Here is a 12,457-nt window from a genome sequence, read left to right as displayed (position 1 = left end):
TTATCTGGTGGGGATAGCCGGTGTCTGTGCCGGCCTCATCGCGAGCAGGCTCGCTCCCACAGGGGGGAGTGCATTCCAATGTGGGAGCGAGCCTGCTCGCGATGGGGCCAGTCCGGACACCCGAAATGTTCAGGGATACTTGCGCTTATCCGGCGCCGGCGGGAAGTACTGGTACAACCAGGTCTCGCTCAGGGTCCGGTCCTTGGTGCGAAGGAACAGGCGCATTTCCACCGGATCCACACGGTCGTCGGTGGGGTACCAGTCGAAGGTGATGCGATAGCCCTTGATGGCATCGAGCACCAACACGTTGAAGTCCTTCACCTCGCCGTGGGAGCAGGTCACCACGGGTTCGATGCCGGTGCCCGGCGGTAGCTGGTCGATCCCGCCGCCGTTGAAGTCCACGGCAAAACGGCGCGCCCAGACGGTGGGGTAATGCTCGCCCGGAGCCCAGCCCTCGATGAAGCCGCCCATGCCCGAACGCGTCGCGTGGACCTGCGCCAGGTGGGTGCTCACCGGCGGCAGGGCGCTCCAGTAGAGTTTGTAGCCGTAGTTCAGCGAGTCACCGGCGGCCACCGGTTTCTTCGGTGTCCAGAAGGCGACGATGTTATCCAGGGTTTCACCGGTTGTAGGAATTTCCAGCAGATCGACAGAGCCTTCGCCCCAAGCAGTTGTAGGCTCGACCCACAGGCTCGGGCGCTTGCTGTACCAGTCCACGGTGTCCTGATAACTCTCGAAGCTGTGGTCGGTCTGCACCAGGCCGAAACCTTTCGGGTTCTTGTCGGCGAAGGCGTTGAACTGCAGGGTGGCGGGATTGTTCAACGGGCGGCAGACCCACTCGCCATTGCCGCGCCACATGGCCAGTCGGTCAGAGTCGTGGATCTGCGGGTGGATGGTGTCGCACATGCGCCGCTCGACGGTGCCGCAGCTGAACATACTGGTCATCGGTGCGATACCCAGTTGCTCGATGGCGGTACGGGCGTTGATGTGGGCATCGATCTCCATGACCACCCGGGTCGGCTGGCAATCGATGTCGAACCGATAGGCACCCGTGGCGCTGGGGGAATCGAGCAGGGCATAGACCACGAAACGGGTGCTGTTCTTGTCCGGGGTTTCGAACCAGAACTGGGTGAAGTCCGGGAACTCCTCACGACGCTTGGCGTAGGTGTCGATCGCCAGGCCACGGGCCGAGAGCCCGTACTGCCCGGTGGCATCCACGGCGCGGAAGTAACTGGCCCCCAGGAACGACACAATGTCGTGGCGGTCCAGCTCTGGAGCCTTGAACGCGCGGAACCCCGCGAATCCCAGGTCACCTTTCAGTTGCGAGGTGTTGACCGTGGTTTTCTCGTAGTTGAACAGCTCGGGGCGGAAGTGCACTTCACGGGCCAGGCGGGTTTTCGGGTCGACGCTGTACATGCGCACCGGCTGCTTGAACCCCATGCCCACGTGGAAAAACTGCACGTCCAGTTGACGACCTTCCACCTTGTTCCACAGCGAATGATTGGCGTCGTACCGGATGGCATTGAACTGCAGTGGCGACATCAGCGCCAATGTCTCAGGTAACACTTGTTTGGTGTCGACGTAGCGACGCTCGGCCAGCCGCTTCGCCTGGTCTTTCAGCCCTTTGAAATCGAAGGGGTGGGCTTCGCCGTCTGCCGCCTGGTCAGCGGCCCAGGCACGGGCGGCCATGAGCCCGGAAGCGGAAAGTCCGGTGTAGGCGGCAAAAGCCATGGAGGCCTTGAGCAGGTTCCTGCGATGCATAAATACAACCTTTCTCGAAATATTCCCGAGCCGTACCTGGCAACAGGGACTGGTAAAGGAGTTCGGACAGGCCTTTGGCCAAACGCGACAAACGTAAGAACAGATGCCTGAGAACCGCATCGGTTCACTGGGGCGCAAAATCATAGGGGATACGTGGGGCGGGGTGAGAGGGGAAAGCGTGGATTGGTTAAATTTTCTTACAGATATTTCTTTTTTATCGAGCCTATCTGCCATTTTTGACTAATTACTCTAAAAATCACTTTTATCGATGTGAATCATCCCTATGCTTAGCCCATGAAGACGGTTCAGCCCGTCAATCCAAAAAAAGGCGCTACCAGGATTCGGAGCATCCAACCCGACGTGAGAAGGACAAGGTTCATGACAAAAATAAAGGGCATTGTCGAAATGCTGGGGCTCTTTCCCTGTTTGCAGAATGGACGTCGGTCACGGCGGCTGAGCCTGGAGGAATTGCGACTGGTGGAGCGCTACCGCGAACTGTCGGAGAACGACAGGATCGCGATGCGTTGTCTGCTGGATGCGATGAGGAGTGTTTCGAGGTTTTGAAATGATACGTTTCCTAACCAGTGGAGTGATTTTGCCTACGATCAGCGGCGGTTGCAGGTTCGTGTTTGAAGTATTACTTTGTTTTTTATCGTAATACTTCAAAGGAGCAGGTGATGTCGACGACAATGACAAGTAAGGGGCAGGTCACCATTCCCAAGCCTATTCGCGATGCGCTGCACCTTATGCCAGGTTGCGCCGTCGAGTTCAGTGTGAATGCCCAGGGTGAAGTAGTACTGCAGGCTGGTAAACCTCTATCACCCAAAAAGGCAGTTCGTGATCGCTTCGACGCCGTTCGTGGCAGGGCGGATATCAAATGGCGCACAGATGAACTGATGGCTCTGCTACGAGGTGACGATTGATGGTATTGGTCGACACCAACGTTTTGATTGATGTGCTTGAAGACGACCCCGTTTGGGCTGACTGGTCTGTCCAGCAGTTACGGGCCCAGTCTCAGGTTCATGACCTCGCCATCAACCCGATTGTCTATGCCGAACTTTCCCAGACCTTCTCTACTTTTGAGGCGTTGGATGAGGTTGTTGCTGAACTTGGCCTGCTGATGCTCGAGATACCCAGGCCGGCGCTATTCTTGGCAGGCAAAGCCTTCGTGCGTTATCGCAAGGTAGGGGGTGGGAAAAATAATGTGCTGGCCGACTTTTTTATCGGTGCTCACGCCGCGGTGAAAGGTCTCACTTTGCTTACTAGAGATGCCAAACGTTACCGCAGCTATTTCCCTTCGGTCGAATTGGTGGCGCCCTCCTGACGTTCCCCTCCTGACGTTCCAATGGCCACGATCAGGCTTTGTCGCCCGATCATGGCGTCATTGCACTGCGCTTCAATGCTTGAACATCACATGCCGCACCACCGTGTAGTCCTCCAGTCCGTACATGGACATGTCCTTGCCATAGCCGGAACGTTTCTGACCGCCATGGGGCATTTCGCTGACGAGCATGAAGTGGGTATTCACCCAGGTGCAGCCGTATTGCAGTCGCGCCGACAGGCGATGGGCGCGGCCGATGTCGGCGGTCCAGACCGAAGAGGCCAGGCCGTAGTCCGAATCGTTGGCCCAGGTCAGCACTTGCGCTTCATCCAGGAACGGTGTGACGGATACCACTGGACCGAAGACCTCACGGCGCACGATCTCGTCGTCCTGCTGAGCGTCGGCCAGTACCGTCGGCTCGAAGAAGAACCCATTGCCGTCCACGGCCTTGCCGCCGGTAATCAGGCGGATGTGCGATTGGGCGATGGCCCGCTCGACGAAGCCGGTCACGCGGTCGCGGTGCTGGGCGGTGATCAGTGGACCCATCTCGGTGTCTGGCGCGGTCTGCAGCCCATACTTGATGCTGGCGACCGCCGCGCCGAGTTTCTCGACAAATTGTTCGTAGATGCCTTGCTGGGCATAGATCCGGCAGGCCGCCGTGCAGTCCTGGCCGGCGTTGTAGAAGCCGAAGGTGCGAATGCCTTCCACCGCCGCATCGATGTCGGCGTCGTCGAAGATGATCACGGGGGCTTTGCCGCCCAGTTCCATGTGCGTGCGTTTGACGCTGTCGGCTGTGCTGGAAATGATGTGCGAGCCGGTGGCGATGGAGCCGGTCAGCGATACCATGCGGACTTTCGGATGAGTGACCAGCGGCTGGCCGACGGTTTGCCCGCGGCCGAATACCACGTTGAGTACGCCGGCGGGGAAAATCTGCGATGCCAGTTCCGCCAGGCGCAACGCCGTCAGTGGGGTTTGTTCAGACGGCTTGAGTACCACGGTATTGCCAGCGGCCAGGGCCGGAGCGATTTTCCAGGCGACCATCATCAACGGGTAGTTCCACGGTGCAATGGAGGCGACGACGCCCACCGGGTCGCGACGGATCATCGACGTATGCCCCGGCAGGTATTCGCCCCCCGCCGAGCCATTCATGCAGCGGCTGGCGCCGGCAAAGAAGCGGAAGACATCGGCGATGGCGGGAATCTCATCGTTCAGCGCTGCGTTCAAGGGTTTTCCACAGTTGTCCGATTCCAGCTTGGCCAGTTCTTCGCCATGGGCTTCGATGGTATCGGCCAGTTTGAGCAACAGCAGGGAGCGATCCTTGGGCGAAACCTGTGACCAGCTTTCGAACGCCCCGTCGGCGGCACGCACCGCCGCGTCGACCTGAGCTTCGCTGGCTTCGTTGATCTCCACCAGTACCCGGCCCAGCGCCGGGTTGAACACCGCCTGGCCGGGTCCTTCGCCGGCCACCAGATGGCCGTTGATCAGCAGTTTGGTTTGCATGTTCCTGTCCTCGCTTTGTCGCTGTTGTTTTCTGTGGGAGCGAGCCTGCTCGTGATGCTTCTGGCGGTTTCAGAAACGCCATCGCGAGCAGGCCCGCTCCCACATTGGCTCGTTATCGTCAGCATCTGGGTTATTTCCCGCCGCTACCCGCCACGCCCTCACCCCCACGGGTCAGGTAATAGGCGCCGAGTATGGGAAGCATGGTGACCAGCATCACCAGCATTGCCACCACGTTGGTCACCGGCACGTCACGGGGGCGGCTGAGTTGGTTGAGCAGCCATAGGGGCAGCGTGCGTTCATGGCCGGCGGTGAAGGTGGTGACGATGATTTCGTCGAACGACAGGGCAAACGCGAGCATCCCACCGGCCAATAACGCCGAGCCCAGGTTGGGCAGGATGATGTAGCGAAAGGTCTGCCAGCCATCCGCCCCCAGGTCCATCGATGCCTCGATCAGGCTGTGGGAGGTACGACGCAGGCGGGCGATGACGTTGTTGTAGACGATCACCACGCAAAAGGTCGCGTGTCCCACCACGATGGTGAACATCCCGGGCTCGATCCCCAGGGTCTTGAAGGTGGCCAGCAGGGCAATGCCGGTGATGATCCCCGGCAGGGCGATCGGCAGGATCAGCACCAGCGAAATCCCTTGCTTGCCGAAGAAGTCCCGGCGGTACAGCGCCGCCGAGGCCAGTGTGCCAAGCACCATGGCGATCAGCGTGGCAATGGCCGCGATCTGCAGCGACAGCTGGATGGCCTCCAGTACGTCCGGGCGCGAGAAGGCGACACTGAACCACTTCAGGGTCAGGCCCTTGGGAGGGAAGCTGAAGGCCGCGTCCTCGGTGTTGAAGGCGTAGAGAAATATGATCAGGATCGGAAAGTGCAGGAAGATCAGTCCGCCCCACGCCGCGACGCACAGGCCCCAGGACGCCCGCCCCCGAGATGAGTCAGAGTGCATCGAAAGCCCCCAGGCGCTTGACGATAGACAGGTAGATGGCAATCAACACGATGGGCACGAGGGTGAACGCCGCGGCCATGGGCATGTTGCCTATGGCGCCTTGCTGGGCGTAGACCATGCTGCCGATGAAGTAGCCCGGTGGGCCTACCAGTTGCGGCACGATGAAGTCTCCCAGGGTCAGTGAGAAAGTGAAGATCGAGCCGGCGGCAATGCCCGGGATCGACAGGGGCAGGATCACCTGCATGAAGGTCTGGCGCGGCCGGGCGCCCAAATCCGCCGAGGCCTGCAGCAACGAGGGCGGCAGACGTTCCAGGGAGGCCTGGATCGGCAGGATCATGAACGGCAGCCAGATGTAGACGAACACCAGAAATCGTCCCAGGTGTGAGGTGGACAGGGTGCTGCCGCCGATGCCGGGAATCCCCAGCACGAACTGCAAGACCGGTTCCAGGCCCAGATGCTGGATGAACCACTGCGCCACGCCGCCCTTGGCCAGCAGCAGCGTCCAGGCGTACGCCTTGACGATGTAGCTGGCCCACATGGGCAGCATCACCGCGATATAGAAAAATGCCTTGGTCTTGCCGCTGGTGTAGAGCGCCATGTAGTAGGCAATCGGGAACGCGACGATGGCGCTGGCGATGGACACGACGATGGCCATGCCCAAAGTACGAAGCAGGATGTCCAGGTTCGAGGACTGGAACAGCGCGGTGAAATTCGCCAGGGTCAGGTCGGGCGTGACCGCCATGGTGAAGTCATCGAAAGTGTAGAAGCCCTGCCACAGCAAGGTGAGCAGCGAGCCCAGGTAGATCGCGCCGAACCAGATCAGCGGCGGAACCAGCAGCATCGACAGGTACAGGTTGGGTCGTCGGTACAGCAGGTTGGAAAAGCGCCGCAACGGCGAACCGGAAGCGGGCGCCGGGTGGAAGGTCAGGGTAGTCATCTCATACCTCGCCGCCGACGGTGTCATGCAGCGCAACCATCGCTTCACGGGCCCAGCGAACGCGCAGCGGCTGGCCGGCCTGATGCCGGGCCGTGTTGTCGGTCCATTGGGTATTGGCCTGGCTGAGGTTCAGGGTCTGGCCGTTGGCGAGTTTCAATTCATAACGCGTGGCGCTGCCCTGGTACTGGATGTCATGGAGCAATCCGTGGACTTCGATTTCATTGCCGGCCAACGGGCCTTCGGCGAAGCGCACGTGTTCCGGGCGGATCGAAAACGGTTGTGGATAACCACTCAGTTCCCGGGCCAGTTCGCCACGAATCACATTGGATGTGCCGACGAACTCGGCGACGAAGGTGGTCGCCGGTTTCATGTACAAGTTGCGCGGTGTATCGACCTGTTCGATACGGCCCTTGTTGAACACCGCCACGCGGTCGGACATCGACAAGGCTTCGGTCTGGTCGTGGGTGACGAAAATGAAGGTGATGCCCAACTGGCGTTGCAGTTTCTTCAACTCGCCCTGCATCTGTTCGCGCAGCTTGAGGTCGAGAGCGCCCAGCGGTTCGTCCAGCAGCAGCACCCGCGGACGATTGACCAACGCACGGGCCAGGGCCACGCGCTGGCGCTGGCCGCCGGAAAGCTGTACCGGTTTGCGCTCGCCATAGCCGCCCAGAGCGACCATCGCCAATGCTTCTTCGGCACGCTGGATGCGCTCGGCCTTGGCGACACCTTTGACTTTCAGGCCATAGGCGACGTTGTCGCGTACGTTCATGTGGGGGAACAGGGCGTAATCCTGGAAAACCGTGTTCACGTCGCGCTGGTAGGGCGGCAACCCGGCGGCTTCTTCACCATGGATGCGGATCGAACCGGTGCTGGGTTGTTCGAAACCGGCGATCAGCCGCAGGCAAGTGGTCTTGCCCGAGCCGGAAGGGCCCAGCATGGAAAAGAACTCACCGTCCTGGATATCGATGGAAACCCGGTCGACGGCTTTCACCTCGCCGAACTGACGGGATACCTGGGTGAACTGGACTGCAAGTGTCATGGTGCGGTGCTCCAAAAAGCGCGACTGGCGTTGAATCACTGCCAGGGCCGGACACGGATCTGTGGCGAGGGGATTTATCCCCGCTGGGGCGCAAAACGTCCCCAAAATCTTTTGAGCAGTCAGAAAGATCGAATCGCCTGCTTTGGGGCTGCTTCAGCCCAGTGGGGATAAATCCCCTCGCCACAAGAGCAGCGTTTATCCGCTGCTCTTGTGGCCATTGATGAAGCTAGCGCCCACCCATGATCGCGATGTAGTCCTGGGTCCAGCGGCTGTAGGGCACGTACTTGCCGCCCTCGGCCTGCGGGGTTTTCCAGAAGGCGATCTTGTCGAACTGGTCGAAGCCGTTGGTCTTGCAGCCTTCGGCCCCCAGCAGTTCACTGGCCGTGCACGCTGCCGGCACCGCTGGCAGGGAGCCGAACCAGGCCGCCACGTCACCCTGGACCTTCGGTTGCAGCGACCAGTCCATCCACCTATAGGCACAGTTGGGATGCTTGGCGTCGGCATGGAGCATCGTGGTATCGGCCCAGCCGGTAGCGCCTTCTTTCGGAATGGTCGAGGCGATGGGCTGTTTCTCGTTCACCAGACCGTTGACTTGATAGGGCCATGCGCCGGAGGCCACCACGCCTTCGTTCTTGAAGTCGCTCATCTGTACGGTGGTGTCGTGCCAGTAGCGGTGGATCAGCGGTTGCTGGGCCCGAAGCAGCTCGAGCACCGCCTTGTATTGCGCTTCGTCGAGTTGATACGGGTCCTTGATGCCCAATTCGGGTTTGGCGGTCTTGAGGTACAGCGCCGCGTCGGCGATGTAGATCGGGCCATCGTAGGCTTGCACGCGACCCTTGTTGGGCTTGCCATCGGGGAGGTCCTGGGCGCTGAACAGCACACTCCAACTGGTAGGCGGTTGCTTGAATACCTCGGTGTTATACATCAGCACGTTCGGGCCCCACTGGTACGGGGCGCCATAGGTTTGCTGGTTGACCACGTACCACGGCGCATCCTTGAGGCGTGGATCGAGGTTCTTCCAGTTGGGAATCAGCGCGGTATTGATCGGTTGCACGCGCTTGCCGGCGATCAGGCGTAACGAGGCGTCGCCGGAGGCGGTGACCAGGTCGTAGCCGCCCTTGCTCATCAGACTGACCATTTCATCGGACGTGGCGGCTGTTTTCACATTGACCTTGCAGCCGGTTTCCTTCTCGAAACCGGTCACCCAGTCGTAGGCCTTGTCGCTTTCGCCGCGTTCGATGTACCCCGGCCAGGCGACGATATCCAATTGGCCTTCGCCAGCGCCAACAGCCTTGGGCAGCTCGGCGGCCTGGAGGGCGACGCTGGTCAGCAGCGTCGTGGTGATTGCGCTGAGCAATGCAGTCTTGTGCGCGTACATGGAAATCCCTCTTGCTTTAATTATGGTCGGGGCAGTGTTTCAACGGGTGAAGCGCCATTGAAGGCCTGTTATTAGAGTAGTGCCGATCACTACAAATGCTGGCCGTGGCGGGCCATGATGTGGCGAACGACGCTGTAATCCTGGAGCGAATCGCTGGACAGGTCTTTCCCGTAGCCCGAGCGCTTGAGGCCGCCGTGGGGCATTTCGCTGACCAGCATGAAATGGCTGTTGATCCAGGTGCAGCCGTATTGCAGCCGTGCCGCGACTTGCATCGCCTTGTCCAGGTTCTGGGTCCACACCGAGGAGGCCAGGCCGTATTCCGAGTCGTTGGCCCAGTCCACCGCCTGGCTGAGTTCGTCGAAACGGGTCACGGTGACGACCGGGCCGAATACTTCGCGTTGGACGATCTCGTCGCTTTGCTTGCAGCCGGCCAGCAGCGTGGGTTGGTAGAAAAAGCCCGCCCCTGAGTGCGCTGCCGCGCCAGTGATGCGTTCGATATGCGGTTGGCCGAGGGCACGCTCGACGAAACTGGCGACGCGGTCGCGCTGGCGGGTGCTGATCAGCGGGCCGATTTCGTTATCGGCATCGCGTTTGCCGGCGAAGCGCAGGCTGCTGACCGCTGCGCCAAGTTCGGCCACCAGCCGATCGTGGATGCCGTCCTGGGCATAGATCCGACAGGCAGCGGTGCAATCCTGCCCGGCATTGTAATAGCCGTAGGTGCGCACGCCTTCGACCACGGCCTGGAGGTCGGCGTCGTTGCACACGATCACGGGCGCCTTGCCGCCCAGTTCCAGGTGTGTGCGCTTGAGGGTCCTGGCCGCCGCCTGGAGGATTTTCTGCCCGGTGACGATATCCCCGGTCAGCGAGACCATGCGCACCTTGGGGTGGCTGACCAGATGACTGCCCACACCTTCGCCGCCCCCGCAGATGATGTTGATCACGCCCCGCGGGAGGATCTCGGCCAGTACCGGCGCCAGGCTCAGGATCGACAGCGGGGTGTGCTCCGATGGCTTGAATACCAGGGTATTGCCAGCGGCCAGGGCCGGGGCGATTTTCCACGCGGCCATCATGATCGGGTAATTCCACGGTGCGATGGATGCCACCACGCCAATCGGGTCGCGGCGCACCATGCTGGTGTAGCCAGGCAGGTACTCACCGCTGAGCTGGCCGGTCTGACAGCGCACGGCGCCGGCGAAGAAGCGAAATACGTCTACCGTGGCACCCAAGTCGTCCTGTCGGGCCAGATGAAGCGGCTTGCCACAGTTCAGGGATTCAAGACGGGCCAGTTGATCGGCGTTCCTTTCAATGGCGCCGGCAATGTCCAGCAGCAGGCTGGCACGTTGTTGCGGCGTGGTGCGCGCCCATCCGTCAGCGGCGCGGTGGGCAGCCAGGATGGCAGCTTCGACCTGTTCGGTGCTGGCTTCGGCGATGTGGGCCAGGATCTCGCCGGTCGCCGGGTTGAGGATCGGCTCGACGAAGCCCTGGCCTGCGACCAGTTCCCCGTCGATCAGCAGCGCGGTACACAACGCAGGGGGCATGCCAGTCATGTTCGCTTTCTCGTTTTCCAGACGGCCTCGGGGATGAAGCAAGACTAGTGCGCGGCTTCAATACCGACAAATTCTAAATACTCAAGGAAGTATTCGATTAAATCGATGGCTTGCGCCCCCCATGGAGATTCTCCCGGGCAACCGTCAGGAACGGCTCGACCATGGCCGGTCGCGCCGTACCCCGGCGCCAGGCCAGGCCCACGTCCAGGGTCTGGTTGAGATCGGCAATGGCACGGGCCTCGATGATGTCGCCTTCCAGTGACCAGGGGCGGTAAGTCATGTCCGGCTGGATCGACACGCCCAGCCCCGCCGCGACCAGGCTGCGCACCGCTTCGGTCGAGGCGGTGCGCAGCGTGATTTTCGGCTGTAACCCGGCCCCGCGCCACAAGCGCTGGGCGTTGCGGTCCATCTCGTCGACGTTCAGTTCGATCAGCGGTTCGCGGGCGACGTCGGTCAGGTTGATGCTGTCGTGCTCCAGCAGCGGATGTTGTGCCGGCAGCCACAAACGGTGGGGGGAATGGGTCAGCACCTCGGTCTGCAAGGCGTGACGGTCTTCAAGGTTGGACAGGATCAGCACCCCGACATCGATTTCACCGCTGACCAGCAGATGCTCGATATAACGCCGTTCGTCCTCCATGACCCGGATGTCCACGTTGGGGTAGGCGCGCTGGAAACGGGTCAGCAAATCCGCCAGGTAATAGCCGGCGACCAGGCTGGTAACTCCGATGGTGATGTTTCCGGCCACCTGATCGGTGCTGTGCTGCAGGCTGCGCTTGGCGTTATCGACGGTGGCCAGGATCAAATGGGCCTGGCGCAGGAATTGATGCCCTTGGTGAGTCAGGGTCATGCCTTTTGCGTGGCGATTGAACAGGCCGACGCCGAGCTCTTGTTCCAACTGCTGGATGGCCAGGGTCAGGGTGGATTGCGAGATGAACGCTGCCTGCGCGGCGGAGGAGATCGAGCCGGTTTCGGCCACGGCGATGAAATGGCGAATCTGGCGCAACGTCATCATGGGAAGCACCCTGTGGGGCGGTTTTATCGATGGGTCGAAGTGTATATCGTTTTTTTCAATGGAAGACGATCAGACAGGCAACATTCCGAAGCAATGTCAGCCGAGGAGTAGGGGCACTTTCGGTCTAGGCTGATGGCCTTAATGATCCATACCCGAATGCGTGGAGGCTGCAGATGAACACTCGTGGATTGCTCGACCAGCTACTCAAGTCCGGTCAGGAAATGTTGGAGAAAAAGGCTGGCGGTTCCCAGGGCAAGTCGTCCGGTGGCCTGGGCGGGTTGCTCGGGGGCGGCAACCTGGGAAGCCTGCTTTCCGGCGCGGGGGGCGGAACCCTCGCTGCCGGGGCCATGGGCTTGTTGCTGGGCAATAAGAAGGCGCGCAATTTTGGTGGCAAGGCCCTGGCCTATGGTGGCCTGGCGGCCCTGGGTGTGATCGCCTACAAGGCGTATGGCAATTGGCAGGCCCAGCAGGGCGGTATCACGAAAACCGAACCGCAGACGCTGGACAGGGTGCCCCCGGCGCAGGTCGAGCTGCATAGCCAGGCGATTCTCAAGGCGCTGGTGGCGGCGGCCAAGGCCGACGGTCACGTGGACGAGCGTGAGCGGCAACTGATCGAGGGCGAGTTCACCAAGCTCGACAACGATCAGGAATTGCAGCGCTGGCTGCATGCCGAACTGAACAAACCCCTGGACCCTGCTGACGTTGCCCGCACCGCCAGTACGCCGGAGATCGCCGCCGAGATGTACATCGCCAGCGTGATGCTGGTGGACGAGGAAAACTTCATGGAGAAGTCCTACCTCGATGAACTGGCACGGCAGCTCAAGCTGGAGCCGGGATTGAAGGTGGAGCTGGAGAATCAGGTGCGGCAGGCTGCCGTATAACCGTCGCGCGGCGCACATTGCTTCTTGTGGGAGCGGGCTTGCTCGCGAAACGGAGCTGTATCCAACATGGTAGGTATCCAACATGGTAGGTGACAGGGACGCTGCCTTCGCGAGCAGGCTCGCTCCCACAAG

12 protein-coding genes are annotated in these 12,457 nt (G+C 61.0%); 4 read left to right on the top strand and 8 right to left on the bottom strand.

All coding sequences use genetic code 11. The features are described 5' to 3' along the window. Nucleotides 1–129: 129 nt before the first annotated feature. On the bottom strand, nt 130–1,758 hold the full coding sequence (locus EGM97_RS00635; protein WP_238961404.1) for a glucan biosynthesis protein D: 1,629 nt from the start codon (nt 1,756–1,758) through the stop codon (nt 130–132). 378 nt (nt 1,759–2,136) lie between these two features. Between EGM97_RS00635 and EGM97_RS00630 the strand changes: the two genes are divergently transcribed. From EGM97_RS00630 to EGM97_RS00620, 3 genes are all read left to right on the top strand, one after another. After that, nucleotides 2,137–2,322 carry a hypothetical protein gene (locus EGM97_RS00630; RefSeq protein WP_238961403.1) on the top strand — a complete coding sequence of 62 codons (186 nt, stop codon included), beginning with the start codon at nt 2,137–2,139 and terminating at the stop codon, nt 2,320–2,322. 65 nt (nt 2,323–2,387) lie between these two features. Continuing rightward, nucleotides 2,388–2,681: an AbrB/MazE/SpoVT family DNA-binding domain-containing protein gene (locus EGM97_RS00625; protein ID WP_238961402.1), complete on the top strand. Its 294-nt coding sequence runs from the start codon at nt 2,388–2,390 to the stop codon at nt 2,679–2,681. Further along, nucleotides 2,681–3,082 (top strand): type II toxin-antitoxin system VapC family toxin, encoded by a 402-nt coding sequence (locus EGM97_RS00620; protein ID WP_238961401.1) that lies wholly within the window; start codon nt 2,681–2,683, stop codon nt 3,080–3,082. Before EGM97_RS00625 ends, EGM97_RS00620 begins: the two co-directional genes overlap by 1 nt. Nucleotides 3,083–3,154: 72 nt before the next feature. Here EGM97_RS00620 and EGM97_RS00615 read toward each other — a convergent pair whose 3' ends face one another. The 7 genes from EGM97_RS00615 to EGM97_RS00585 all read right to left on the bottom strand — a co-directional run bounded on the left by EGM97_RS00615 (nt 3,155) and on the right by EGM97_RS00585 (nt 11,444). Next, the gene (locus tag EGM97_RS00615; protein WP_238961400.1) at nt 3,155–4,579 is read right to left on the bottom strand and encodes a gamma-aminobutyraldehyde dehydrogenase; all 1,425 of its coding nucleotides are present in this window, start codon (nt 4,577–4,579) and stop codon (nt 3,155–3,157) included. Between the two features lie 130 nt (nt 4,580–4,709). Further along, nucleotides 4,710–5,531: an ABC transporter permease gene (locus EGM97_RS00610; protein WP_238961399.1), complete on the bottom strand. Its 822-nt coding sequence runs from the start codon at nt 5,529–5,531 to the stop codon at nt 4,710–4,712. Next, nucleotides 5,521–6,468 carry an ABC transporter permease gene (locus tag EGM97_RS00605; RefSeq protein ID WP_238961398.1) on the bottom strand — a complete coding sequence of 316 codons (948 nt, stop codon included), beginning with the start codon at nt 6,466–6,468 and terminating at the stop codon, nt 5,521–5,523. The genes EGM97_RS00610 and EGM97_RS00605 overlap by 11 nt, the downstream gene beginning before the upstream one ends. Nucleotide 6,469: 1 nt before the next feature. Next, nucleotides 6,470–7,507 carry an ABC transporter ATP-binding protein gene (locus EGM97_RS00600; RefSeq protein WP_238961397.1) on the bottom strand — a complete coding sequence of 346 codons (1,038 nt, stop codon included), beginning with the start codon at nt 7,505–7,507 and terminating at the stop codon, nt 6,470–6,472. 226 nt (nt 7,508–7,733) lie between these two features. Beyond that, complete coding sequence (gene ydcS / locus EGM97_RS00595) at nt 7,734–8,885, bottom strand: putative ABC transporter substrate-binding protein YdcS (RefSeq protein WP_238961396.1); 1,152 nt, start codon at nt 8,883–8,885, stop codon at nt 7,734–7,736. An 89-nt stretch (nt 8,886–8,974) separates the two neighbouring features. Further along, nucleotides 8,975–10,432 carry a gamma-aminobutyraldehyde dehydrogenase gene (locus EGM97_RS00590; RefSeq protein WP_053152639.1) on the bottom strand — a complete coding sequence of 486 codons (1,458 nt, stop codon included), beginning with the start codon at nt 10,430–10,432 and terminating at the stop codon, nt 8,975–8,977. A 97-nt stretch (nt 10,433–10,529) separates the two neighbouring features. Next, nucleotides 10,530–11,444, bottom strand: a complete 915-nt coding sequence (locus EGM97_RS00585; protein WP_238961395.1) for a LysR family transcriptional regulator — start codon at nt 11,442–11,444, stop codon at nt 10,530–10,532. Between the two features lie 173 nt (nt 11,445–11,617). Between EGM97_RS00585 and EGM97_RS00580 the strand changes: the two genes are divergently transcribed. Then, nucleotides 11,618–12,325: a tellurite resistance TerB family protein gene (locus tag EGM97_RS00580; RefSeq protein ID WP_238961394.1), complete on the top strand. Its 708-nt coding sequence runs from the start codon at nt 11,618–11,620 to the stop codon at nt 12,323–12,325. The last annotated feature ends 132 nt before the right edge of the window (nt 12,326–12,457 follow it).

The organism is Pseudomonas sp. AF32, from assembly GCF_022342325.2.
In the GTDB taxonomy this organism is placed as follows: domain Bacteria; phylum Pseudomonadota; class Gammaproteobacteria; order Pseudomonadales; family Pseudomonadaceae; genus Aquipseudomonas; species Aquipseudomonas uvaldensis.
This window is presented reverse-complemented; position numbering and strand designations above follow the sequence as displayed.